General features: G+C 47.7%; 12 protein-coding genes and 3 pseudogenes. 3 read left to right on the top strand and 12 right to left on the bottom strand.

Features of this window, described 5'->3' with window-relative positions; translation table 11 throughout:
* Positions 1-5 precede the first annotated feature (5 nt).
* The 7 genes and pseudogenes from BP71_RS36305 to BP71_RS36275 form a co-directional block, all read right to left on the bottom strand.
* Positions 6-1,253 (bottom strand): hypothetical protein, encoded by a 1,248-nt coding sequence (locus BP71_RS36305; RefSeq protein WP_496386576.1) that lies wholly within the window; start codon positions 1,251-1,253, stop codon positions 6-8.
* Positions 1,240-6,576, bottom strand: coding sequence for a glycoside hydrolase family 20 zincin-like fold domain-containing protein (locus BP71_RS36300; RefSeq protein WP_496386634.1), 5,337 nt, complete (start codon positions 6,574-6,576; stop codon positions 1,240-1,242). Before BP71_RS36300 ends, BP71_RS36305 begins: the two co-directional genes overlap by 14 nt.
* Before the next feature lie 48 nt (positions 6,577-6,624).
* Positions 6,625-8,154, bottom strand: coding sequence for a glycoside hydrolase family 28 protein (locus BP71_RS36295; protein WP_496386575.1), 1,530 nt, complete (start codon positions 8,152-8,154; stop codon positions 6,625-6,627).
* A 35-nt stretch (positions 8,155-8,189) separates the two neighbouring features.
* Entirely contained in the window at positions 8,190-9,107 is a 918-nt protein-coding gene (locus BP71_RS36290; RefSeq protein WP_496386574.1) for a sugar phosphate isomerase/epimerase family protein, read from the bottom strand.
* A gap of 333 nt (positions 9,108-9,440) precedes the next feature.
* Positions 9,441-11,240, bottom strand: coding sequence for an ulvan lysase-like protein (locus BP71_RS36285; RefSeq protein WP_496386573.1), 1,800 nt, complete (start codon positions 11,238-11,240; stop codon positions 9,441-9,443).
* Positions 11,241-11,363: 123 nt separating this feature from the next.
* Entirely contained in the window at positions 11,364-12,437 is a 1,074-nt protein-coding gene (locus BP71_RS36280; protein WP_496386572.1) for a LacI family DNA-binding transcriptional regulator, read from the bottom strand.
* 99 nt (positions 12,438-12,536) lie between these two features.
* Positions 12,537-12,944: pseudogene (locus tag BP71_RS36275) on the bottom strand (GMC oxidoreductase); the annotation flags it as partial.
* A gap of 262 nt (positions 12,945-13,206) precedes the next feature.
* Between BP71_RS36275 and BP71_RS36270 the strand changes: the two are divergent.
* Positions 13,207-17,223: a two-component regulator propeller domain-containing protein gene (locus BP71_RS36270; RefSeq protein ID WP_496386571.1), complete on the top strand. Its 4,017-nt coding sequence runs from the start codon at positions 13,207-13,209 to the stop codon at positions 17,221-17,223.
* 388 nt (positions 17,224-17,611) lie between these two features.
* The gene (locus BP71_RS36265; protein ID WP_496386570.1) at positions 17,612-18,607 is read left to right on the top strand and encodes a phosphotransferase enzyme family protein; all 996 of its coding nucleotides are present in this window, start codon (positions 17,612-17,614) and stop codon (positions 18,605-18,607) included.
* 104 nt (positions 18,608-18,711) lie between these two features.
* Here the strand turns inward: BP71_RS36265 and BP71_RS36260 are convergent.
* Together BP71_RS36260 and BP71_RS36255 are read right to left on the bottom strand one after the other, a co-directional pair.
* Positions 18,712-19,387: pseudogene (locus tag BP71_RS36260) on the bottom strand (IS1595 family transposase); the annotation flags it as partial.
* Positions 19,374-19,835, bottom strand: a pseudogene (locus BP71_RS36255) (transposase family protein); the annotation flags it as partial. The pseudogenes BP71_RS36255 and BP71_RS36260, both read right to left, overlap by 14 nt.
* A gap of 210 nt (positions 19,836-20,045) precedes the next feature.
* Here BP71_RS36255 and BP71_RS36250 point away from each other — a divergent pair.
* Positions 20,046-20,414: a hypothetical protein gene (locus BP71_RS36250; RefSeq protein WP_496386569.1), complete on the top strand. Its 369-nt coding sequence runs from the start codon at positions 20,046-20,048 to the stop codon at positions 20,412-20,414.
* A 518-nt stretch (positions 20,415-20,932) separates the two neighbouring features.
* On the opposite strand, the gene BP71_RS36245 is transcribed toward BP71_RS36250, so the two are convergent.
* From BP71_RS36245 to BP71_RS36235, 3 genes are all read right to left on the bottom strand, one after another.
* Positions 20,933-21,802 (bottom strand): hypothetical protein, encoded by an 870-nt coding sequence (locus tag BP71_RS36245; RefSeq protein WP_496386568.1) that lies wholly within the window; start codon positions 21,800-21,802, stop codon positions 20,933-20,935.
* A 558-nt stretch (positions 21,803-22,360) separates the two neighbouring features.
* The gene (locus tag BP71_RS36240; RefSeq protein ID WP_496386567.1) at positions 22,361-25,495 is read right to left on the bottom strand and encodes an FG-GAP-like repeat-containing protein; all 3,135 of its coding nucleotides are present in this window, start codon (positions 25,493-25,495) and stop codon (positions 22,361-22,363) included.
* A partial coding sequence (locus tag BP71_RS36235) for an integrin alpha (protein WP_496386566.1) occupies positions 25,462-26,181 on the bottom strand: 720 nt, incomplete at its 5' end. The genes BP71_RS36240 and BP71_RS36235, both read right to left, overlap by 34 nt.

Genomic DNA, 26,181 nt, shown 5'->3' with positions numbered 1-26,181 from the left:
AGGATTTATTTGAATTTGTAGCCGATGTAATCCACCAGAAAACGAAGGGCAAAAGTGCTTCCGGTGTCGCGGTTGGTAAGCCAGGCTTTGCCTTTTCTAAACCGGATGCGTGTTTCGAGCACTGCACCGCGCAGGTTGAGATCGGGGTGGTCCTGGGCGTAACGGTTTTTCAGGATCCAGCTGGCCGATTTTTCAATGTTTGGGTCAAACTGCTTGTAGCCGTTTTGGGAAAGCTGCATCCAGACGATCCCGGCCAATGCCGTGGCCGAACCGGTGATCGACCCTTTGTCGGGCTGCCGGCCGTTGAGGTAGTTATCGTAATAGATCGTCCCGTCGTTTTGCTGTGCTTTGGCAAAAACCTCCGCGGTGCGGGAAGCGGCGTCCAGGTATTTTTTGTCACCGGTGAGGTTGAATGCCTGGATCAGCGACTCGGCATACCACAATGAAAAGCGCGGGTGAAAAGAGCGAGCCTCTGCCGAATTGGGCATAAAGCTCATCCAAACGCCCTCCGGGCCCTGTTTTTCAATCAAACTGTTGCACAGGTTGATAAAAGCATCCTTAAACTTGGTATCCCCGGAAAACTCAAAAGCATCTTTAAACAACCAGCCTTCGGTATTGGGCCGCGAAACATCGAACAACGTTTGCTCCGCCTTATTCTTCCAGAACGGACTGTTTTCTTTCAGCACTTCGCCGGTTTTGGCATCGATGTTATCGTAGCAAATGCCGTTTTCAGCATCGTACATATTTTTCATCATCCAATAGGCGGCCGACGTGGCGACCTTTGCATACTTATCGTTTTTGGTCACCCGCGAGAGCTCGTAAATGCCGGGGGTACCATCGGATACGGTCGCGAAAATGATAAAATCCTCCCCGATCGTATCCCCGTGGTGCGCGTTCACCATGCCTTTGAGCACCGGATGGTTTTTGATTTCCAATCCAGCCCAATACTCGCCGCCTTTGATCGCCGAAGCCAGATATTTTTTTTTGCCTGTTTGCTTGTAAGCCGCCAGTAACGCATTGACAGCCTGACCGGTATGCCATGGAACTTCATACTCGTACCATTTCCCCTCGGTCATATTGTAATCACATCTCGACCTGCCTTGCTCGTCCATCATCGGGCCGGAAATGTATTGGGCGATCTGGTCGATGGCCAATAGATAATCCTCCTTTTTCGCCTGGCCCCGGGCAACAGTAACCCAGAGCGAAAAAAGCATGAACACGAACAAATAGCGATTGGGGTTATTCCACTTCATAGGTTTTATTTTTAGAATTCGTCTGGTATTTATGCTTGGTGTTTACGACCTGCAGATCGTCGCTGAGCCGCATGTTGAATGCCCAGGGCACGCCTGTTTTTTGGGGTATTTTTAAAACAAATAAATGGGTACCCTTTCCGAGGGAAACCGGTATCCGCTGCTCGGCGGCAGTTTTCTGATCACCCGGAATCGTGGCTATTTTCTTCCCATCGCAAAAAACTTCCGTCCCCGCCGTAGAAGTCACAAAAACCTCATCGACACTTTTGCCGGTCACATTCAAAGTGCAGTACGCGTAGCCGGTTGCGGTATTTGTTTTTCCGAAATAGTTGCCCAAATCAATCATCCCGCCGCTTTTGGAAGCGAACTTGTGCCAGCGGTAGATTTTCCCCTTAAAACTCGCAATGCCTCCGGGGATTGGCGGTTTGTTGTATTCCTCATTTTCAGAATAAAGAAATGGAGGTACAATACCCTCTTTTTCCGACGGAAACGGGCCACTTAGCAGCCAATAGCTAAAAAAAGTATGCGGCGTTTCGGAAATATCGAAACCGATCTTGTTGGCAGCAGGCAAAGTCAGCTTTCCCGAGGTTGGCATTATTACTTTCCCAAGCGCACTTTCCAATCCCGCCAATGCATTGATTTTGACATCATAAGTACCCATTACCACGTCCAGCCAATAGGGTTGGTTCTCGTCCAGCCAGCTTTTCCGATAACTATTTTTTAAAACAACATACCTTTCTCTGAGCCTCTTCACCGCGTCTGCGGATTGCTGTACCAGCTTTTTTGCCTCAGCAGGTTTTTCAGCTTTTAGGTCAAAAGCCTGTTTGTAGGTCGTCGAGGCGGAGGCCAATATTTGGCGGGAATCCATCATCAAGGTGTATTGCGCAATCGAGTGTTCGACGGTTTGGATATCGCCGGTATTGAATTGCGATTTTGCATTCGCCAGGAAGTCCGAGGCTTCCAAAAGGATCTTTTTTGCTTCCGGTACCGAAGTATTGTTCAACCACAGCGACTGCCCTTTTTCCGGCAATAATTCCTGCTGCCACAAAACATCGTTCATATTATAAGTAAGCGGCAAGCTCCTCAATTCCAATAATTTAAAAATAGCTTTAACATAACTGTCATTGGAGGATCCGTATGCAGCTAAACTGTACCGACTGTCAAATCCTGCCTCACTTTTTACGGCCAGGTTCCAGCTTTTTTCCGCTGCGGCGTACACGCCATACCAGTCGGCCGAGAAAAGATAGGTACCACCGTCGTCCCACAAAGTCGTGAATGCCCCCGTGGCACCCTGCGATTTTCCAGCTTCCAGGAAACCTTTGATATTGCCCTTCGCCATCACCATATCCGGGAACATCCGGTACGAATTCAGCACGCCGGGACATACCATGAATTCCAGTCCGCGGCTCGCAAATGGTTTGATCCAATGGTCGTAGCTTTTGGCGTCGCCGTATTCCCAGGTCAGGTACACCACGTCTTTGGGCAGCATTTCGGGAATTTTGTCATGTTGCATCGCCACATCTCCCCAAAGCATCATTTTCTTGTTGTGTTTTTTTAAAACCCCGTACAGAAAATTCAGGTGATCGGCATAAAACCGGTCTGCGCCAATACTATCGATATATGCCTTCGATTTTCCTTTGTTCAGGTCAAATGTTTCGTCGCAATTGACATTGAACCAGGGCGCATTAAATGCATCCGCCAGCTCCCCGATCACATCTTCCAGAAACTGTCTGGCTTTCGGGTCCAGCGGGGAAATCAGCGAGCTGGTTTCTCCCATGGATTTGTATTGAGGTAAAGCCAATATTTTCTCAAAATGTCCGAACGACTGAAAACCACCGATCAATTTCATGTGAAATTGATCTGCGTAAGCCGATAATTCCCTGATCTGCGCAATAGTCAGCTTACCATCTTTGGGCGCAAAATCCGCGTGAGATAGTGGCTGCACAATATGCTCAATGTAAAAAGAGAGGTAGTTGATCTTCAACTCGGCCAATCTTTCGATCTGCTTTTTGATATAGCCAATGGTCGAAATCGGGCCACGACTGATATCATCGAAAATCACCCGGGTAGCAAATGCGGGCCAGTCCGCAATGAAAAGCTCCTGTTTCCAGCCGCCGCGCCCGAGCTGGCGTAAGGTCTGCAATCCGTAAAAAAGCCCGGCTTCGGTATTGGCGGCGATTGTAATTTTTCCGGAGCGTGCCTGCAGAAGGTAACCTTCGCTTCCAATGCTATCGCGGTAAGGTTTTGATCTGGCTAAAAATGCAGTATCCGCGGCAGACAGATCTTTCACAAAAACCAGCTCAATCACCTGTTTCTGATTTGTAACTGTTCCTTTTAATTCGGATATAAATGTTCCCCAATGCGCTTTCAATCGCTGCAACTGTCTGGCGTCCAATCCGGTTGCTTTGAAATCAGCCGAAGCCGCAAAAGACATTTGACCCCCTCCCTGCTTCACCACCTGAGGAAAAGGAAGTACCGGCAGCACTTTGGCAACCGTATCTGCATATTGGATCGTCGCAATGTTGTTATAGGAATTCAGTTCCTGACCGTCACTTTTCACCTTAATTGTGATCTGATCCTGGCCGGCCTTGGGACTAAAATTGAAATAAACTTTCTGCACACGTGGTACCAGGTCATTTGGGGCTTCAATGGAAGCCAGTGCAACACTGTCAGAAACCGATTCATTTACAATCAGGTAAGCCATCAACTTGCCTGATTCTGCATTACCGATATTATGTACATTGACATCAATACCCGGTTTATTTGCATTTTTCAAAACCTGAATATCCCTGCCTGCAACTGCAATATCCGGTAATGCTGTTTGATTCGGCTCAAATAATTTCTCCGGATCTATCCTGACCACTATCTGACTTCTGGCAGGAAGGTCAATCCGGATCACCCCGACCCGCTCCCGGATCGTAACCAATTCCTCGTGAATCAGCTTTTCTGCGACAGTATCATCATTTTCGTCGGTCCCAATGCGTAGCTTATATTGGCCGGGCGCCAGCATCCAGGTATTCATTTCCACCTGCCTGGCAGCTCCCGCATTGTAAAGCGAAACGACTGCCGAAGAACGGTCGCCTTTTCTGACGAATACGGATACATTTCTGCCTGTATTTTTCCAGGTTGCCACCAATGCAGGATATTCAAAACCTCTTCCGAAATGTCCCGTGTACATGCCCGTCAGCAGGTCACTTCCCCGCACATAAACGCGGTCGGTAAATTTTACTTCGCTGGTCAACAGCGGGAAATTGTAGTGGAGCGAATTCAGGATCTGGTCAAAACCGCCGAGCAACTCCTTCACGTCGCCGGTCAGTTGGTACTTGTTGTAAGGCGACGCATATTGCCTGATCAGCTGGTCATATTGCTTATCCCCGCTCAGGTTGGCTGTCATGGCAAACAAGTTTCCAAATGGATTTGCACCAGCCGTTTTATCGTCGCCTCCTGCGGTCAATGTCTGTTCTACCCATTTCAGGGTGCCTGGTTCGGCTGTCTCCGTCTCTTCCTGCTGGTGTCTCATCAATTCCGCCACCTTATTGATCGGATTCAGAAAAGATTTGTCTCCGGTCAGGTCATGCATGCCGTTCAGGAAACTGTAAAGCTCCACAATGTGCCCCAGATGGTCCCATTGGTAGTAACTATAACGCAGTCTGGGATTGTACCATTTGTCTGAATCGCCTCCGATTCCCTCGTTTTTAAAGGATATTGCCGGCGGAATGATGCCCGCAGGTTTGCCGTTTTCAGTTCTTCCTGCGTCGGCTACCCACGCTTTGGCCCACTCGGAAAATTGCCGAAGCAAAGCAGGGTTGCGATTGTACCAGGCTGCCCATAATCCGGTGAGCAATGCCCGGGCATTCAGCGGCACGTCCACACCGTAAGGCGATTTTTCCAATGCTTCTGTGGCGGAGAAATAGTAAGATTTAAAATGCCTGTGCCCCAAATGCGTGGTGTCACTCCACACCTTATCAAAATTCTGCATGCTGATCATCGCGCGCTCCACATATGCCGGGTCACCATAACGCACCAAAAACATGCCCGCATGCGAATCCCGGAAAAGCTCTGCAGCGTGCTCGACGTCGTCTATCTTTTTGTCATAACCCCTTATAAGTTCCCCGCTGTTCCAGATCCCATCGGCCAAACGGGTGTAACCTTTGCGGGCAGTTTCATCGTCCGCACCCAGGATCGCGGGCAGCCACCAGCGGAGCATTTCCACATCGTCGGCGTATTTGCCACCCAGTTCGCCATTGGGAGCCTGGCGTTCTTTCACCCACCAGTGAATTACTTTGAGCATTCGTCCCATTGCTTCGCGCTGGAACCTGACCCAATCCGGCGCATTTTGCATATCCACATCCGAAACGTAAGGATCTTCAATCTGATCTCCTTTGTACATTCTGATCAGCTGATGATCCGGGAAGGCCTTCGCCAGTTCATTGAAAAACACCGATGCCTTGCTTTCGCTAAGTAGCTCACTATCTTCCTTATAAAGCCAGTAATGTATTTTGGCCAAAAGGTAAAGGGACTTATAATACAACGGGGACGTCCGGTCTGCCACTACCTGATCCAGCAGATCGATCGCCGCATACATGCGTTGGATCTGGTTCATCCTGGTTTTCCGCACCTCCGCAGACCAGCCTGCCTGCTCGTAAAATGTCGCGGCAGTGATGTGTTTTTGCAAGATATTCAACCGGGTTTCCAGAGCGAAATTGTCGGGATCGTTTCCAAGTTCTTTCTCCAATGATAGTGCCACCGAAGTCATTTCGGACAGATCTGTTTCAGGTCCTTTGGTAAAGGTATTTACCGGCCAGGCTGCCACTGGCCTGAATTCTAGACTATAAATACCTACTAATTGAGCGGATCCGGTCCCTATTACTTTTACAATTGCCCCTTTACTTCCAATCGTCACTTTCCTGCACACAGAGCGGTAGGGAAGCCGGTACCAGGGAACTGTAATATTGGCCAGAGCGCTGTCGTTGATCATCATTTCCATGGGTATTGCCTGCTCTCCGGGGTAGCCCACCGTAAGCGACACAAAATAATCGCCCGGCGGAACATCGGCCCTGAACACCAAACTTCCCTTACCGGTAACCCCATCCCGAAAAAGCGAATCCGGAATGCGGTGGTAGGTGGTATCAAAAGCCTGCCGGGGAGCCGAAAGCCAGCCATAACCGCGCTCTTTGGAATACGTGGTGGCCGGTGTTACCCGGATAAATCCCTTTTCGACTTTGGAAACGGGAGATCCCATATCGAACAAAAAATGATCAGCCTGCCTTCCGTTTGCATGACAGAAGGTAAATAGCGCTCCCACGAGCAGACCGACGATTCTCACTAACGACAATGAATATACGTTAACTGGTTTTCTACCTTTATTTAAAACTTAATCGAGCCTGGCTTTGATGTTTTTCGAAGATCCATCCTTTTTTAGAAAATCTTCCAAAGGCTTACCACTGCTTTTTGCCGACACGAGTCCGTCCACACTATTGCTTACAAGCACCGATGTTCCCGCCTGTTTTGTGTCAATGTCAAGGATTGCAAAATCTTTGGTATCGTCTACGAAAAAAGCGGGCCTTTGCTCGGGAGTGTGAGACGACATACTGATGCCGGACATTCTCAGCCCTTTCACATGCCGGATAAAAAAACCGAATGCGGGAAGTTTGCCAAACATCGTCCCTTCCGGGTACAGATCTTCCAGTTCTTCTATTTTACTGGTCACGTCGGCGGTTACCCCGCCTCCCGCAAATACAATGCGGATGTTGTTAAATGAAACATTTTCGACATTGGCTTTGGCGATACCCGAAACTGAGCAGCCTGTTATTCCCGCGCCGGTAGCGACCACGTCCGAAATGCTGATGTCGCGTATGATACCCGGCTTGGGCACTTCTGCTGTGGCAATGTATTTTCGGGCCCGGTTTCCCAGTCTCAGGAAAAGTGGGACCTCGGGGCCATCAATCACAAGGTTGCTGACCGCAATATGTTCCATGATACCGCCATCGACGATCTCCATGGCCAAGCCACCGATCCCCGCGGGTTTGCCATAAATGGTTGTCGTTTGCGCCGAGGGTTTGATCACACAATTTGAAATAGCAATATTCCGGAAGCCCCCGACGGATTCGGTGCCGAACTTGATGGCGCTGCAATGGCTGCTCAGGATACAGTTGGAGATCACAATGTGCTCAGATACAAGCGGTGAAGTACTTTTGATCGTAATCCCGTCGTCATCCGAATCGCCGGTGATATTGGAGATAGTCACGTAGCTGCAGCCGTCGATATCCATCATATCGTTGTTCTTATTGGAGTGGTTCCAGATGCTGATGCCCTCGATGCGTACTTTTTTGCAGCCTAAATAATGCTGCATCCAGAATGCTGAATTTCGCAATTGCACCCCTGTTACCGAGACATTTTCACATCCCGCGAACCAGAGGAGGTAAGGCCTGTTTTTATACCGGTCCGGCTTTTTCAAAGTAGTGGTCACAAATGCGGCTCCCTGTCCGTCGATAGTCCCTTTGCCCTCAATGGCTACGTTTTTTTGGTTTCTACAAAAAATCAAAGCCTGTTTTGCCCAATCCTCACCATAAAAATGGATTCCTGAATCCTGGTATGGATAAAATTTTGCCGCGGGTTGGCCGAGCAAAGTCGCGTTCACTGACAGATGGAGGGTTACGTTGCTTTTTAGATAGAGGGTTCCAATCAGGTAAATGCCTTTGGGAACGTACACGGTGCCGCCGGTAATGTTACACGAGTCGATTGCCTTTTGTATGAAGAGGGTATTATCGGTGATACCATCCCCTACCGCGCCGGAATTACGGATGTCGTACTGCTGCGCTTTCAGGTTTCCGGCGAGCAGAAACTGAAATGCGTAAAGCATTATCCAAACAAACCCGGCATATCTTTTATCAGGCACACTCATTGATATTTCAATCTAATTAATTCATAATAAAATACTTACAACAATACACTAACATTGCTGGACCATTGTTGCCTGAGCCACTCTGCCGTCGCTATATAAGCGGCATCCAGATCCTGGATCTCCGTTTCGGCCCCGCCTACATCAATTGCAAGCCTGCCGCTGAAACTCATTTCCCGTAGCACGGAAAAGAACATCTCCCAATTAATATTCCCGCTGCCAGGCGGAAGATGACCAGCCTTTTGACCTGTGTTATCTGAAATATGAATGTATTTAACACGGTTACCCAAACGGATCAGACTGAGCGGCAGGTTTTCCCGGATCAGAAACTGGTTTGCCGTATCCAGGCTGAACATCAGATTGGGCGCGCCAACTGCTTCCGCGAAAAACAAAAAAGAATCAGTAGACGGCGTCAGACTGCCTTCGCAAGGATGAAGGTGATAATCAAGACGATATTGTGCAGCCAAAGCACAAACTGAACGGTATCTGTCGGTTAACGCCCCCCAATACTGATCCCACCGGGAAGCGGATAAAGGTCGCAGGTTATCAATTTCACTGCCGCTATAATGACGCATGACGGGCATGTTGACAGGATATCGGAGCGGCAGAAGCGGCCCGTTATCCAATACACCCTCAGCCCCGAAAAACCGGGCCGTTTCGCAGCCCATTTCAAATAATTCCAGACAGTCTGCCTGGCCCGCTGCATCCAGATCAGCTCCCAGTTGTGGCAATACAATGCATAAAATTGGCACAGTACAACCGTATTCTTCCAGTGATTCTTTAATCGTTTTTTTATGCTTGAACAGGTATTCAATATTCCTTTTTCCAATTCCTTCGAGCTCTATGGACGAAAACCCCAGCGCGGCCATTTCCCGGATATGGCCGACCGTATCCTCGACGGGCGGCGGATATCCATATCGTGAAATGATATAGAGGTATGCACAACATATGTCCATAGGGCTATTCATATTTTTCTCTCCCGAATGCATTTTTCGTGCACGTGCACGAAAAATGATTAAAATAAAATGTGCCTGACTTATCACTGGTTTCCTGAGATATTTATGAGGAGTGATCAACAATCGTGCACGTGCACAAAATTAAAATAAAAAAAATAGCGTCCAAATTATTTATCGTTTTTTTGAAGATGATTTGCATAAAAGAGTACAGGAAGGTCTTTTGAACAATTAATCGTTTATAATTTTTCAAAATGATGATATGCCATGAATACGCGAATGAACACCAATGTATTCGTGTTCATTCGCGTATTCGTGGCAATAAAAAGGAGAGCATCATTTCTCCAATGCAATCCGATAGGTCACCGTCTGTGTAAAGCCTTCCTTCGGCGGAGTAACCTCAATTTCTATTGGAAACGCCTTGATCGCCGGATAGGGTGTCCAGTAATGGGCAGCATCCCTGCCCACAATTAGCTTGCCATTTCCGTCAGTTGTAAAAACAAAATGCTTCTTCCCTCCTTTTATTCCAACCGTCTTATCACTAATCTGCCTGATCTCCATCCCCGGCTGCATCACAAAAGGTTCGATAATAGTCACGGTCGGAAAAGCGTCATGATAAGTCAGCAACACTTTCTTTTCTATGAAATCGTCAGTAAAAGTATAGATAATGGTATAAGCCACACCGCCATTGATCCAATCCCTGTTTTTCAATTCGCCATTGGCTTTGACATTGAACCGGCCGTTATCCAAAGCACTTGTACTCAATCGGGCGTCGAATTCGAACAAATTGGTAAAATACCCAATAGAATCCCGGTAAGCGATCTGGGGCGTCAGACATTTTACGCCCGGCGCTTCAGGAAAGCTCATGGGTTCTGGACGAGAATATTCGGTTACGCTCGACACCTGCAATGCACCGTGGCCTTCCACCCACAGGTACGACATGGTACCACCATCCGGCCGGAACATATATTTGCTTTTAGAGCCCGCCTTCTGGTCTTTATAACGATAACCTGTAATGGTTGCCATGAAATTCTTTGTCCGCACCTGCGCCACATCCAGGTTGTCGAGATATTTGACCCACCCTGTCTCCTCCGTCGGCAAAGATTGATAGGGCCTGCTTTCCTTTGTCTCAAACTGGTAAGCCATCGCCAGGTTTTTTGCTTTGGTAAAAGTGGGGTAAATGCACGGCTGCGTTTCGAAAACACGGTTATGGTGCGGGCCATAGCCAATCAGGCCATTGGGAAGGATATTCTCTCTCAAAAAGAGGAGGTTTTTGTAAGATGCGCTGGCATACCGCAGATCTTCATCCGCATAAAGCGAGAACAGCGCCTGGCATCCGTCGGAAGTAGCCCCGCCATACATCGTCCATTTATTGGACCTAATCCCCCACGAGTTATCCGTAGACCCATCCGGATAAATAAAATTTAAATGCGATTTCAAAGCATTGCGTACCCGGTTGTCAACCAGAGTATCGCCCGTAGTCCTGGCATAAAGGCCCAGCCCCCAAAGTGACATTTCCATTTCATAGCCGAGGTCGATGCCTGATTTGGCCCCTACTCCTCTCCCGCCCTCTCCATTGATAAACCCATTTTCATCCATTTTGGAGACCGTCCTGTGCGCAAGCCCGCGTGCACGGGTGAGGTAGCGTTCCGTTCCTGTCAGATGGTGCGCCTTGGCGAGTGTGGCGGTGGTAGTGGCTACATAGTTGATGCTGGCAAATTCTGGTTTCATCACCTGGTAAAGATAGTCGGCAGCTTTGGTGATCGCTGCGAGCCATGAAGCCTTTTCCTCCTTGTCCAAGTCTCCTGAAACAACGTCATAGGCAAGTAACAGCATCAGCAGCTGGTCGGTGGTGGTACCTGTCCATTCTTCGGGCGTTTCTTTCCAGCTTCCATCGGGCTGCTGCTGACTGATCAGCCACAATGCTGCGTTCCTGGCGGCTTTTAAATACCGTTTTTCTCCGGTGATTTTGTAGGAGACCGCAAAAGGGTAAACGGCCTCCGCCGCCCGCGTATGCAGCACGTGGCAGGTGTTACATGCCAATGCGCCGCAATCGGCCTTTTCCTGGTCCTTTATTTGCAGGTCCAGCAATGTGCCCGAAAGTTGTACCAGAGTCGAGGCATATTCTTTCTTCATGGAGAAGGATTGCGACAGGGCTCCCCCGGCAAAGCACATTAAAACCAGCAGCGAAAAAAAAGATCGGTACTTCATCTGAAACTGTGCACGTGCACGAAATGAGATTAAAAATATAGTCCTCGCTTAATTTCTATAATACCTGTAATTGGCGCTGGTAACAATATCGATGGGAATCAGATAATCCTCCTGGACCGTTGTGGAAAATACCAGATATTGAAACAACGACATCACCCCGCGGTAACCCTGCTCCTGAGGTTTTTCGCAAAGCAGAAAGTCGATCACTCCCCTTTTGAGATAATCCAGGTTTTTGTCCAGATAGTCATAACCAATGAGTACAATATCGCTTCTCCCAATCGATTCCAGCCATTCTGCAACCAATGCTACCCGGGAATTGGTTACATAAATGATGCCAATCTTCTTGTGTTCTTCCAGCAAGGCGGTAAGCCTTCCAGCAACCGCCATATAGCCCGTATCAGTCATATTCAGATGAACGAGCAGGTCTTCGGAAAGTTTTTCTCTGAAATAGGCCAGAAACCCATCTTCCTTGCGCAGGATCGCCACGTTGTTTTCGATCTCCCGGGCGATATTGACAATCATTGCCTTCTGCCCGTCTTTCAGACAATAGTGGACCAGCTGACCGGAAAGATACCCGCTGTCGAAAAGTTCGGGCCCGATATAGCAAAGTCGCTGCTGATCCGGAATGTCCGAGTTCATCAGCACGCAGGGAATTTCCTTCTTTTTGCAGAATTTCATCAGCACGATCGACTCCTTCTCAAAAGTGGGCGTGATCAGTACGCCATCGGGCGCATTTTCCATGATCCGTTTCACCTGTTCTGCAAATCCAGACTGGACATTCTGATCAAAAAAGTAGTGCTCCACCTGAACGCCATATTGCCTGATTTCCAGGTCCGCCTTATTAATCCCTTCCAGCGGGGCTTTCCAGTACTCTGTTTCTTCCGAAATGTCAGGCAGCAGCACGGCAAGCCGCAGGGGACCTCTGGATGTCAGGGCGAGTCGCCGGGCGAGCACGTTGGGCTGGTAATTAAGCTCTTCGATAATTGCGTTGACACGGTTCCTGGTTTTTACTGCTACCCCCGCCCTGTTGTTGATCACCCGGTCCACGGTGCCGAGAGAAACGTTCGCCCTGCGTGCAATTTCCTTGACACCGCTCAGCGAATTGTCTTCTTTTCCTTCCACAATACATAAATCATTGAATACCGGCCAAATATAAACAATCGCCCGATAATTTATGATTGCCGTTGAAGTCAACAGTATAGCGTTTTCAGCAAGTCCTGATTACAGATTCCCCATTCTCACCTCTTTCACTGCGTGATCCACCGCCCTGGCAGTGAGAGCCATATACAAGATTGACAGGCTTTGATTTCCTGTACTGCTCATGCAGGCGCCGTCGGTTACGAACACATTTTTGCAATGGTGCAGTTGGTTCCATTCGTTGAGAAGGGAAGTTTTCGGGTCTTTTCCCATATGCACGCCGCCCATCTCGTGAACATCCAGTCCGGGAGGCTGTTTGGTATCACGTGTTCCGATGTCCTAACCTGCTTTTTCGAGCATTTCCGCGCTTTGTTTCAGGAAATCCTTTAACATTTTTTCACCATTATCCTCGCACCCGACCGAGGTAACCAGCAGCGGGATCCCCCATTGGTCAACTTCTTCGGTGCTGAGCCTTACGTGGTTCTGCCGCTTGTTTTTGGAAAATCACTAAAAAAAGGGCCTTCGTTGCCCCGGTTTGCGCTATTCGGCGTGGTGTCCTTACATAGCAATGCCCAATCCAACCATTTCTATCGCTGGGCAGCTGCACATAAAGGTGATTTTTTGTCAAAATGGGCGATTTTTTCACCAAATAGTATTCAAACTTTTTCTATTCAATATAGAATGATAACGAATGCATAAGTTTGTCTGTATTGACCTAGATAGAAATATTTCGAGCAAAGCCCCCGTTTATATCGTGAACTTTTTACTTCGTGTCCTATTCATCATTCTCCTCGGGCTAAGCACTGCAGCCCCCTCCCTTTTTGCCCAGGTCTTCCAGCATATTGTCGAGAAACCGGGAGCACCAACAAACGAGATCATATCCATCACGCAGGACAAAGCCGGCTTTATGTGGTTTGGCACAACCGGCGGGTTATACAGGTTTGACACCTATGCGTTTAAGGCCTTCCGTCATGATCCGAAGGATACAAAATCCGTAGCCTCAAATTTCATAAGGGTGGTATTTTGTGATGCAAAGGGCGTTCTTTGGGCCGGTTCGCAGAATGGGCTCAGCAGGTACGACCGGCAAAGCGAATCCTTTCAAACGTTCAGACTCGACAGGTCAAACGGTAATTCTATCAGCTCGGATACGATATTGAGTATTTCCGAAGACAGCCAGCAGAACTTATGGGTTGGGACAAGCAACGGGCTAAATCGCGTGGAGCTCAAAGATGGGAAAATAGTATTCAAACGATTTCTGAATACGCGAGTGGGCAGCTCGACGTATGTAATAAACGGAATAACTCCCGGGGAAAAGCAACAGCTATGGCTGGCCACCAATAATGGCCTCGTTTCGTTTGACCAGGGGAAGGTCCGACTTTTCCAGCCAAACCCGGATTCCCGATTTATCTCCGTCAATGACTTCAAATCGTTGTTCAAAGACGATTCAGGTAATATCTGGCTTGGACTTAGGCCGGGAGGATTAATGCAATTCAACATCGCCTCCGGAAAATTCAAGCTGGTCGAACACTTCAAGGGCTGGTACGGCAATCTCCCCGATCTCTCAGGCATGGCAATTGCCAGTCCCGGAAAAATCTGGATCGCCACAATGGCGGGGCTGGCGTATTTAGATGTAAAAACACTTGAGACAAAATGGTATATTAACAACCCCGCTGACGATCAGAGCCTGGGCGATAATGCGATTATGTGCTTATTCAAGGACGGGCAAAATGGTATTTGGCTCGGAACATACGACCTCGGAATCGATTATCTCAATATCTCCCTACCGCTGTTCTCAAAATGGCCTTTTTTTGTCGACCGGCTCACGAAAAGTAAATTCAATAATGGCTGGATGGGGTTCACGCCTGATCAAAAGCCCTGGATGATCTCTGCCGATAAGAAGCAATTAATATGGTATGACCCGGCGACAAACCAAACTTCCATTCACAACCTGAACCTGGATTTTACAGAGGGCGTCAATCACTTCTTCATCGATGAACAGGGTATTATCTGGTGTGGAGAAAATTGGCTTTTGAAAAGCTACGATTTCAGAAAAGGTACGCGCAAAGATTATCCGTTTCTCAAGCGAACAGACGCTCCATTCAAGCGAAGTACGATTTTCAGGATATTTCAGGACAGCCATCAACAACTTTGGGCGGCAGGCTGGTTTGGTCTGTTTTCTTTCGATAAAAGAACGGGAGTAAGCCGTGACTGGGGACTTGAAACAACTGTTGTGTGTACATTCGAAGATTCGAAAGGTAATATCTGGGTTGGGGGAAGCACTGACGTATGGCGAATCCCCAACGGCTCCCAAACTCCTGAGCGGTTTCCCTTAGCCAAACCGGAATCCGCCGAATCCGGGGGATTCCAATCTGCGTGGCGGGTAACGGAAGATCGAAAGGGAAGAATATGGGCCGCAACGAATCAGGGATTGCAGCTGTACAATCCGCGAAGCCGACACTTCTCATACATCGACGCCACCTCGCGTTCGTTGGCCACAAGCATAGACGATATCCAGACAGACAGAAATGGATTTCTTTGGCTCAGTCAGCGAAGTGACCTTGTACGTTACCACCCCGACAGACGCACGATCCAGACATACTCCTATCAGGATGGAATTCCCAGAAAATCAGTATTAGCTGCCAGCACTGCCGCAAAAAATCAGGCGGGAATGTTGTTTTACAATACCAACAAGGAGATGTTCTCCTTTGATCCTGACAAGGTTTTCTTAAACGACCGATCAGAGAAAATTGTTCTCAGCTCCCTTCGGCTATTCAACAGGGTAGTCAAAGCTGACGACGAAACGGGAATACTGAATCAGGACGCAAGCTTGGAAAAAGAACTCATATTCAGGCACAATCAGAATATCTTCTCGCTGGACTTTGCGCTTCTGAGTTTTGCCCGGTCGAGTGAAAACTTGTACCAATACCGCATGGAAGGGTTCGACGAGAAATGGAACGAGACTTCTGTGCCGACAGCTACGTATATGAACCTGCCTCCCGGCGACTATACATTTGTCGTGAAGGCCGCTAACGGCGACGGCTTCTGGATGAAGGAGCCATTAAAACTTAAAATCACCATCCTCCCGCCTTGGTGGAAAACCTGGTATGCCTATCTTTTCTATCTGCTCGTAATAGCAGGGGCCATTTATGCCATCAACCGCTTTTTCTGGCTGCGAAGCTTATTCCGAAAGGAGAACGCCCTGAACCAGGTCAAGCTGGATTTCTTCACCAACGTGTCCCACGAAATCAGGACCCACCTTTCGCTGATCAGCGGGCCGTTGGAAAAGGTCCATCAGCAATTACAGAATGGAGAGAACGTCGAGCGCAACGTTAATTACGCACGAAACAGCTCCGACAGACTCATGCTACTGGTCAATGAACTGCTCGATTTCCGTAAAATCCAGAGCGGGGGCGTACGCTTGCAGGTGCGCGAGCATGATGTGGTCAAGGTCATCAAGTCCATCATTGCTGCATTTGAACATATTTCCCTCGAAAAAGAGATCGAGACCTCGCTGATTTGCCCCGATACGCCGGTGCTGCTCTGGTTTGATATCGCCCAGATGCAAAAAGTCTTTTACAATCTGCTGAGTAATGCTTACAAATTCACTCCCGAGGGCGGCAAAGTTTCCGTACGGATCACCGAAATTTCCAAAGAAGTCAACATCATGGTGGAGAATAACGGCAAGGGAATCTCGCCCGATCATCTCAAGAAGCTATTTACCTACTACTACCAAGCCGACTCGGAAAAGCCCGGTTACGGAATCGGACTAGCTCTTTCGAAAAGCATTGTCGAGCAGCACCACGGCTCTCTCTCTGCCGAAAGCCGGCTTTCAACCCAAACCGAACCAGGTTCAACAGCGCTGGTTATCCGCTTACTGCGCGAAAACATGCATTACTCCCCCCAGGAAATTGCACCAAGGGGTCAACATTACGTTTCTGGCGTATTCACGGAAACAGTCGCAGCTACATTGACCAGCGACGAAATCGCAGATAAACAACTCAATACCATCCTGATCATTGAAGATAACGATGAACTGAGAGGCTTCATCAGCGAACTTTTCGAAGGAGAATACAACACACTTGAAGCAGAAAATGGCCTTCGTGGCATTGAACTAGCCAATGAACACATCCCTGATATTATCCTGACCGATGTGATGATGCCCGAAGTAAATGGATTGCAGGTATGCAGCCGGCTGAAGAATGGCACTGATACCTCTCATATTCCGGTTATATTGCTGACGGCCAGAACACAGAGCGAACAAATTATCGAAGGGCTTCGAGCAGGGGCAGACGACTATTTGATGAAGCCATTCGATCCTAGAATCATCAAATTGAAAATCGATAATCTGCTCCGTTTGCGCGACCAAATGAGGCAGCGCTATCGGGAGTCGGTGTTGGAGGCACCGGAAGTCCAGCGAAGTATTGCCCAAGATAAGAATGAGGTTTTCATCGCAAAGCTGAAAAATCTCGTTATCGATCATATTTCGGAGGCCAACTTCGGAGTCAATGAACTTGCTTTTGAGGCGGGGATAAGTGTGTCTGTGCTGTATCGAAAGCTGCGATCGCTTACCGGTATGACGATCAATGAATTTGTCAAAACCCTCCGTTTAAATGAAGCGAAAAAACTGCTTGAATCTGGCGTTTATAATGTCAGCGATGTGGCTACAATCGTTGGATTTGAGGACCCTAAATATTTCAGTAAGGAATTCAGAAAGGTATTCGGTAAAACACCGATGGAAATTAAAAAGCAAATCCCCGCATCGAGAAAATAACCCAACCAGACAGCTAAAATTAGCTACCACTTATTGAATTAGGTTATTGATTAACAATCATCTTATACGTAAACGGTGGTTTCGAAATCATTCTATTCATCAGATTCTCGAATATCCCTTCGCTCATTCTGTGTCTGTTAAACCGGTAGGTGTATTCATTGAAATGCAGGTTATGTATCACAAAAAAGTTAACAAAGTATTTTTATTACAAGCATTGAATAATTAAATCGAACACTGTATATTTATTCTATCAAGACGTTGGATAGTAAGTGAGCCCAGATATAAATTCATGTAATCAGACATCAACATATATATTTTAATTGACACATTGATTTGAGACCTGTTACCAATGCTTATAGGCAGTTTATTGCCAAAATATATTCGTTCCATGACCATAACATTTCCTGCTGTTTATTCAACACTTGCACCTGCTTCATTAGGTGAGCTGATTGCTGAAAGATATGCATTGTACGGCGCGAAATCCGGGCTACTGGAGAGAGGGGTAGGCGATACATACCTGATAGAAGGCAGCAGTGAATCGTTTATACTAAAAGTACATCGTTACGGCCATCGGACGATGGGACAGGTCAGCGCCGAAGTGGACCTGCTATTTGCACTGCAACGTGCATCCGTTTCTGTTGCATACCCTATTGCAGACGTCGCTGGACATGCGATACAGGTCATTAACGCCATTGAGGGAGACCGGTATGCGGTATTATTTAAGTATGCGCCCGGCACATCCGTAAAGGTACTGAATGATGAACAGTTACAGGCGCTGGGACATGAGATGGCCCGTTTTCATCATGTATCATCTACGCTTCCATTGGCATCCGGTCGTTGGACCTTTGATACGGACACAACACTTTTTACGCCACTTAATAGACTGAAAGGTTATTTTGACACACTTCCTGAAGAGTATGCCTGGCTAGAAGATGCTGCGGCCCAGGTAGCACAGAGATTGCGTATCGTAGATGAGGCAACGTTGTCAGCCGGCTATTGTCATTTTGATTTTCTACCAAAGAACTTTCATTTTGACAGCAATAATAAGATAACGTTGTTTGACTTCGACTTCATGGGGTATGGCTGGCTGGTGAATGACATCATGACTTACTGGCAACACCTGCAGTTAGATGTGTATGCTGGCAGAATGAAAAAAGAAACAGCTGATCATATGTATGCTGTTTTTATTGACGCTTATCGCAGTCAACGATCACTCACAGAAGAAGAATTGCAGCTCGTACCTTATCTCGCGCTCGGTTTTTGGTTGTTTTACATGGGGTTTCATACCACCCATGATCAGTTCTCTGTTTTTTTGCAGGCGCCTACATTGAAGGCATATACCGGCTTTTTACAGCATTTGTCAAAGCAATACTGGAGTGTGTGAAGCCGTTCTGTTCGTAAGAATTATCTTTGACTTTTCTTTTGGAGTAAAAAAATATTTACCTAAATTCGTTTTCAACAGAAAAATAATAAAATTATTGAATTAGGCTATTGATTAATAATCATCTTATACATAAACGGTGGTTTCGAAATCATTCTATTCATCAGATTCTCGAATATCCCTTCGCTCATTTTGTGTCTGTTAAACCGGTAGGTGTATTCATTGAGATAGGCCTGTAATAATTGACTGAATGATGCATGCCCCTCAACCAGGCTTTAAACATCATTATCGCACGATGTAATTGCGGGAAATTCTTTCCTTTCTTCTCCGATTTTTCATGGACTATGTTGGGAAATTCAGTCAAAAGTCCCCGATCTCCGGGCCACCCATCTGTTCGGATACGTGCTTTTGAGTGGATATTGTCGATCATAAACGATTTAAGATGCTTTTTTTCGGCCGTCTCAATAACCTTTCCGTACATCCTTGAAATACCCCTTCCTTTTTTCTCAATACCTATCACCACCAACTTCTTCTTTCCCTCGTTACGCCCCAGAGCTTCATCATCCTGGCCACCAACGTAGGTTTCATCGTACCTTCCATTGGGAAATTCCCGCTACTTTCCATGGCCTTCATAACCTTTTGCTTAAAGAGCCAGCAAGTTTTTTGGCGCAATTCCAGTTTACGGCTTAGCTCGGTACTAGAAATCCTTTTCTTACTTGTTGAAATATAGTAAACCATGTAAAAGGCTTTTAACAGCGAAAATCTGCACAAATGAAAGGTAGTAGCTCTTATGACTTGCATGCCAGGCTGTGGAAGGCAGAACCAACTCATCGTCTCTGCATATTTTCAGACGAGCAATACGAGGTTTTTGACAAATCGGAACCGGAATTGAGTCAATAACATACTCAGTATCATGTCCAGAAAATTTCAAGCAGATCAGCTTCGATAATTGGGCCGTCTTCTCGGAAAGTCTGCGTCGCCGCCTGTTATAATTTGTTCTATGAACCAGATTGGGAAACAATCTCGAATGCCCGGAACGAAGCTTTCCAAACAGCCAGTTTTCTGAATCTATCGACAGAGACTCTGCTAAACATGAAAGCGCTATGATCTGTATATCAGCCATTTTAGGCTTGTTTGGATAGAATTTAAAATTACCATCCGCGTTGATTTCGTCCCGAAAAACTGATTTGGTAATAGTCAAAAATTTTCGGACCGCCGATGCGGTTGAAATTGGCTTTCAGACGGTTCGCCGCGCGATTGTGCATTGTTAATACGGTTTGGTACCCTTATTAACTTACTGAATTTCAGGAAATGCACAATCCTTTTTTCTTTAAATTTCAACCGCACAACGGGTTATGTTGATTTGACTTCGATTAAAGTGAAAAATCCATAACATAATGGAAATTACGGGAAACTGGCTCATCCCCACTTTTAGTGGTAGATGCGTCAAAAATGGAAGGCATTCGTTGTGCTATTAATGAGTGCTTCCAAGATAATTTTTGATTCTGACGATATTTTAAAAGTGATTTCAGTTGACAGCCATGGAAACCAGCTTAATATTCATTTTCAGGGAAAACAGAAAACAGGACGATGCCCCAATTGTTTGTGCTCCTTAAGGATTTTTACCGAGCGGTTTGACTACCATTTTAAGGCCTATAAAAGAACAACTGAAAGGCTGGAAAAGAAGCTATTGAACATCGCCTTGGAAGCGGGAGGCAAGCCTGCTGAACGCATCAGTCGGCAATTTTCTATTTCGGTCAGCGACACCACATTATTGAGAATGATAAGCAAAGTTTCTCTACCGAACTAATGCACCATAACCGCGGTTGGCGTTGATGATTGGGGGGCCGCCCGTCCGGACTTTTAAGAAGCGAGAGAAATATGGAAGTATCCTGGTAGACCTACACATTGGAAAATAATTGACCTTCTGCCAGATCGGGAAGAAGACAGTTTACGGGACTGGCTACAGGTTCGTCCAGAAATAAAGATTGTTACCAGGGACCGTTAAGGAAAATATCATTGAGCAATCACATCCGGAGCGCCGCAGGCTCAACAACCGGGCGGCCGGAGCCGTTACCGATCGCTGGCATCTGTTAAAAAACCTTGGTGAGGCTATACATAAAATAATGATCCGGGAATACGCCAAGCTTAATAAACTCCTGTCCAATAATTCTGTTGATCAGCCTATTGAGCCAGTCACAAGCAGGCGATTGACCCGTTCGGTTAAAATCAGAAAGCCCTCCGGAATGGACATCGATGGGCTTTCTGTCGGGATTACCTTTCCCGTTATTAGGAGCTGTTGGCCCGCGAGTTTCTGGGGCGGGCAGCTCAGAACGGCATCCCGATGTTGGCTGTCACGTAGGCGTACGACTTGGTATCGACCAGGCTGCTACCAATCAGTTTGTACTGCTTTCGTTGGGTCACGTAGCCATCCGCGTCCAGAACGTAATTGTAATAATCTCCGTCGAGTGAACCCTGCTCGGTTACGAGCGTGACCAGGTGCTTGCCCGGCTTACCGAAAATCCGCAGGTAAGCGTCGTGTTCGTTCACCCCTAGCACGTTCAAAGGATATTTATCGTTCATGATCGGGTCGCCTCCTGCCGGAGTGTAGCCAATTTTTGTATTATCACTGCTTCCTATTCCTGTAAATTTACTCACCGAGGTCACATCGCCGTCAGCATTGTAACCATACCCGAATCCACCGACGCAGCTGTTTTTATTTTGGAAATTCAATAACTGACCTTTCTCATTGTAGGTAAACTTCCACTCCCTTAGGTAAGTTAAAGGAACATTGTTGTTGACAACGGTAATCACTTCTGCTGATTCCTTGCAGCGCCCGCTGGCATCCAGCATAAAGGTTTCATCCCGGAGTTTGATCTTTCCCTGATGCGTAAACGCTCTGATCTTACCGGGGCTGTAGGTGTAATCGGTTTGGATAGCCAGACTGCCACGTACGGGGGTGGTCACGTTCATGAGTCGGCCATCGTTGTCGTAAGTCAGGGTTGCCTGACCATGTCTAGTGAGCTTGTGCACCTGGGGAAAGTTAGGTGAGTCAACATCACTTCCGATCCGTGCTGTGGCTGCCGAGGCTGCGTCAGTCGACATGGGATCCACCAGGTTGTCATTCTGGCAGGCAAAGGAGCCAATTGCAAGGGCAATAAAAAGGGTACTTTTGAAAAAATGTGTTTTGTTTAACATGGCTTTGTTGGATTTTAAAAAAAATTTTTTTTTTTCGTTTTTGCCTACTCAATTTCAGGTTTTCGGCGTCCCCTGCTTTACTGTGTTACTACAATGGTTTTGAATAATAAATATGCTTCCGAAGTCCAGTTTGAATGTGTCCCGGAAGACGATACAAACGTAGGCTGGATTAAAACCCCCGGCAATTTTTGGAGGTATACAAAAGGTTTCCGATGAGAAATTTTTAGTGTACAAAAGGTATACAATAGCCGGAAAGAGCCGGAAATGATGCCTAGAACCTAATATTCCAATACATTTCCAAGATTATTGATAATTACCGGCCCATTCTGAGTGTTTGCAGATGAGGATCGCTTTGTTCCCGAGGGTAGTGGCCGGCCGTGTGGCTAAGTCTGGAAATGCCGGGTTGTTTGTGATACATTGAGAGCGATTCGTGAAGTGCGGCGAATCCGGTTGGGAATGTTTTGTCTGAAATGGTTTTACCAGACCGTTGTATAACTTGTGGTTATGTTAAACAGGCTTATGAGCCGCAGCTATGAACTACAGCCCACAAGCCCCTTCTCATTGCTTGATAAACTGTAACACCTGTTTTTCCTCTCCTCGTGCTGGCCCAGCCGTTTGCAAATACAAAAAGTAAGTGCCGGTGATTAGATTACTAACCGGTATTTTTATCGTTTGATTCGCATCGGAGCTGGCGGTAAACTGCTTGACCACCCGCCCGGTGCTGCTTACAATCTGCACCTGGATATTGCTGTAAGCCTTGTTGAGCTGCAGTTGCAATACATCGTCGGTGGGGTTGGGGAATACCAGGATTTCCGTCACCGTATTATCCTGTAATAGGACAATCCGGCTGTGGTCGATCTCACCGGTAGCATGGATGGTCTTTAACCGGTAATACTGTTTTTTGCCAGTGGCGTCAAGGTCAATAAAATTGTATGTATATAGCTCCGGTGCGTTTCTGGCATCCAGATGACCAATTACATTGAAATGAAACCCGTTGTCGCTTTTTTCAATTTCGTAGCAGCAGATCTCGCTTTCATTCTCAGTAACAAAGTTGACTCGCGCAGTTTGGCCCTGGTCTTGCCAGGCGACTTTAAATGAGATCAGGTCTACCGGCAAAGCGCCACCCGTTGAACCGGCGCTCACAGAAGGCACATACCGCCACGGGCCATACATTTGCCCGGTGATAGCTGTAACCGGATCGTAATGAACCCTGGCCCTTATTTTGGTGTACTTGCCTGTTTGTTTGTCAACCAGGGTTTTAAGCCCCGTACCCATTATGGTCAGATCAGTATAGCTGGCTTGCTGGGACGTATACAACACACTGTTGGTAATGGGTGTACCACTGTAAGGTTCGTAGCTAACCTTGGTTTCCCAGACCAGCTTGCCTTTGCTTCTGCCCAGGAACGATTTGGCAAAGAGCCCTGTGCCAAAATTGGCAAGCGGGAAATTGCTGCTGCTGATAAGGGTCGCAAGATCAACATTATACAGATTAAGGTTATTACGGTTGCTGGTCGTTGCCGCGTTGCCATGGTATACAAATGCGCCGCCTTCATTGTTTTGGCCATTGTCGTAAGCTTGGGCTCCTGCGATGACATCGCTGAACCCGTCACCATTTATATCGCCCGCGCCGGCTACAGAAGAGCCCATGATTGTATTAATCCGGTTAGGTTCGACTATGACGGCAGCGGTGGTACTGATTCCGATGGCTGAGCCATGATATATAAAGGCAGCGCCTTCACCGTTTTGGCCATTGACGTACGTGTTATCGCCCACGATTACGTCGCCGTACCCATCACCGTTTACATCCCCAGCGGCACCTACGGAAACGCCAAAACCTGAACCAATTTGATTGCTTTCTGTCGTGGCGGCCGCAGTGGTATTGATCCCTGTGGCTGAACCGTGATAAATAAATGCCGCGCCTTCCTGATTCTGGCCATTGCTGTAGTAAGGAGTCCCTACGATGACGTCGCTGTACCCATCACCGTTCACGTCCCCTGAACCGGCTACCGAGAAGCCCATATAGGCACCTGCCTGGTTGCTTTCCACCAAAGCGGGAGCGGTGGTATTGATCCCTGTGGCCGAACCATGATAAACAAAAGCAGCACCTTCATCGCTTTCGCCGTTGTTGTAAAAACGAGCTCCCACGATCACATCGCTGTATCCGTCTCCGTTTACATCCCCTGCACCGGCTACGGAATAGCCCATTTGTGCACTTTCCCGGTTGCTTTCGACCATGGCTGCGGCAGTGGTATTGATCCCTGTGGCCGAACCATGATAAATAAAAGCAGCACCTTCACCGACTTGGCCATTGAAGTACTGATTGGTCCCAACGATCACATCGCTGTATCCGTCGCCATTTACATCCCCTGCACCGGCTACGGAATAGCCCATATTTGCATTTGCCTGATTGCTTTCTACCATAGCAGCCGCAATGGTACTGATTCCTGCTGCCGAGCCAAGATAGACGAATGCCGCACCTTCATCGGTTCCGCCATTGTCGTAAAACCGGGCGCCTACGATGACATCGCTGTAACCATCCCCATTTACATCCCCAGCTCCGGCTACGGAATAGCCCATTTGTGCGTTTATCTGGTTGCTTTCTACCATCGCGGCGGCCGTCGTACTTATCCCTGTGGCCGAACCATGATAAACAAAAGCAGCACCTTCATCGTTTTCGCCGTTGTTGTAAAAACGAGCTCCCACGATGACATCGCTGTACCCATCACCGTTTACGTCCCCTGCTCCGGCTACGGAACCGCCCATAAATGCACTTGCCTGGTTGCTTTCTGTCATGGCCGCTGCGGTGGTACTGATCCCTGTCGCCGAGCCATGGTAGGTGAAGGCAGCACCTTCATCGGCTTCGCCGTTGTCGTAAAGATCGGCGCCCACGATCACATCGCTATATCCATCCCCGTTTACATCCCCTGCACTGCCTACAGAAACGCCCATTTGTGCATTCACCTGATTGCTTTCCAGCATTGCGGCCGCTGTGGTATTAATCCCTGTGGCCGAGCCATTGTAAACAAAAGCTGCCCCTTCATCATTTTCGCCATAGTCATACTGCAAAGCGCCCACGATGACGTCGCTGTACCCATCCCCATTTACATCCCCTGCGCAGAATACGGAAACACCCATTTGTGCATTTGCCTGGTTGTTTTCTATTGTAGCGGCTGCGGTGTTACTGATTCCTGTTGCGGAACCATGGTAGATAAAGGCGATACCTTCATTGACTTGGCCGTTGTCGTAATATTGAGCACCAACAATGACATCGCTGTAACCGTCACCATTGACGTCACCAGCACCGCCTACTGAATAGCCAAGCCATGCGGCTATCTGGTTACTTTCTATCATTGTAGCTGTGACAATGGTGATACCCGCTGTCGAACCAAGGTAGACAAAAGCAGCTCCTTCATCAGTATCTCCGTTGTCATAAACATAAGCGCCCACGATGACATCGCTGTATCCATCCCCGTTCACATCGCCCGCGCTGGCTACGGAAATGCCCATGTATGCGTCTTCCTGATTGCTTTCTACTACAGTGACGGCTGTAATACTGATCCCGGTGACTGAACCGTGATAAACAAAAGCAGCACCTTCATCGCTTTCTCCATTGTTGTATTGATAAGCCCCAACGATAACATCGCTGTATCCGTCGCCATTTACATCCCCTGCGCCGGCCACTGAATAGCCCAACCATGCCTCTCCTGGTTGCTGTCTGTCATGGCGGCTGCGATGGTATTAACCCCTGTCGCCGAGCCATGATAGACGAAGGCGGCGCCTTCATTGATTTCGCCGTTGTCGTATTGATAAGCGCCTACAATGACATCGCTGTAACCATCGCCGTTTACATCCCCTGCGCTGGCTACCGAAATCCCCATTCCTGCATTTTCCTGGTCGCTTTCCATCGTTGCCGCGGCTGTGGTGCTGATCCCGGTGGAGGAACCGTGGTAAATAAAGGCGGCACCTTCATCGGTTTCGCCGTTGTCGTACAGGTTGGCCCCTACAATGACATCACTGTACCCATCCCCGTTGACATCCCCTGCACTGGCTACGGAAAAGCCCATATTGGCATTTGCCTGGTTGCTTTCGGTCATCGCGGCAGCCGTAGTGCTGATCGGGTCAATGGTGATGGGGTATGCTGCACCGGCTGTTTGGACATGAATCGCATAGTCATCCTTATTTTTTTCAAAAGCTGCGGCCAGTGTCCTGCCATTGGCGTCCCAAACCTTTAATTGTTCGTAATTCAAAACCACACCGCTCTGCTCATGCACAAATTGCAGCCGGTCGCTGCTCAACCGTTGTTTCAATGTGGTCTGCACACTGAAATTCAGTTTCAGCTCTTCATCTTCCGACAAGGGCTTTTGAACAATGAAATTTTG

This window comes from Dyadobacter ginsengisoli DSM 21015 (genome assembly GCF_059568735.1).
This window is presented reverse-complemented; position numbering and strand designations above follow the sequence as displayed.

What these genes read in the sequence shown, in the direction of transcription:
- BP71_RS36305 (WP_496386576.1), bottom strand. Translation starts at nt 1,253, where the DNA reads ATGAAGTGGAATAACCCCAATCGCTATTTGTTCGTGTTCATGCTTTTT.
- BP71_RS36295 (WP_496386575.1), bottom strand. Translation starts at nt 8,154, where the DNA reads ATGAGTGTGCCTGATAAAAGATATGCCGGGTTTGTTTGGATAATGCTT.
- BP71_RS36290 (WP_496386574.1), bottom strand. Translation starts at nt 9,107, where the DNA reads ATGGACATATGTTGTGCATACCTCTATATCATTTCACGATATGGATAT.
- BP71_RS36285 (WP_496386573.1), bottom strand. Translation starts at nt 11,240, where the DNA reads ATGAAGAAAGAATATGCCTCGACTCTGGTACAACTTTCGGGCACATTG.
- BP71_RS36265 (WP_496386570.1), top strand. Translation starts at nt 17,612, where the DNA reads ATGACCATAACATTTCCTGCTGTTTATTCAACACTTGCACCTGCTTCA.
- BP71_RS36250 (WP_496386569.1), top strand. Translation starts at nt 20,046, where the DNA reads ATGCGTCAAAAATGGAAGGCATTCGTTGTGCTATTAATGAGTGCTTCC.
- BP71_RS36245 (WP_496386568.1), bottom strand. Translation starts at nt 21,802, where the DNA reads ATGTTAAACAAAACACATTTTTTCAAAAGTACCCTTTTTATTGCCCTT.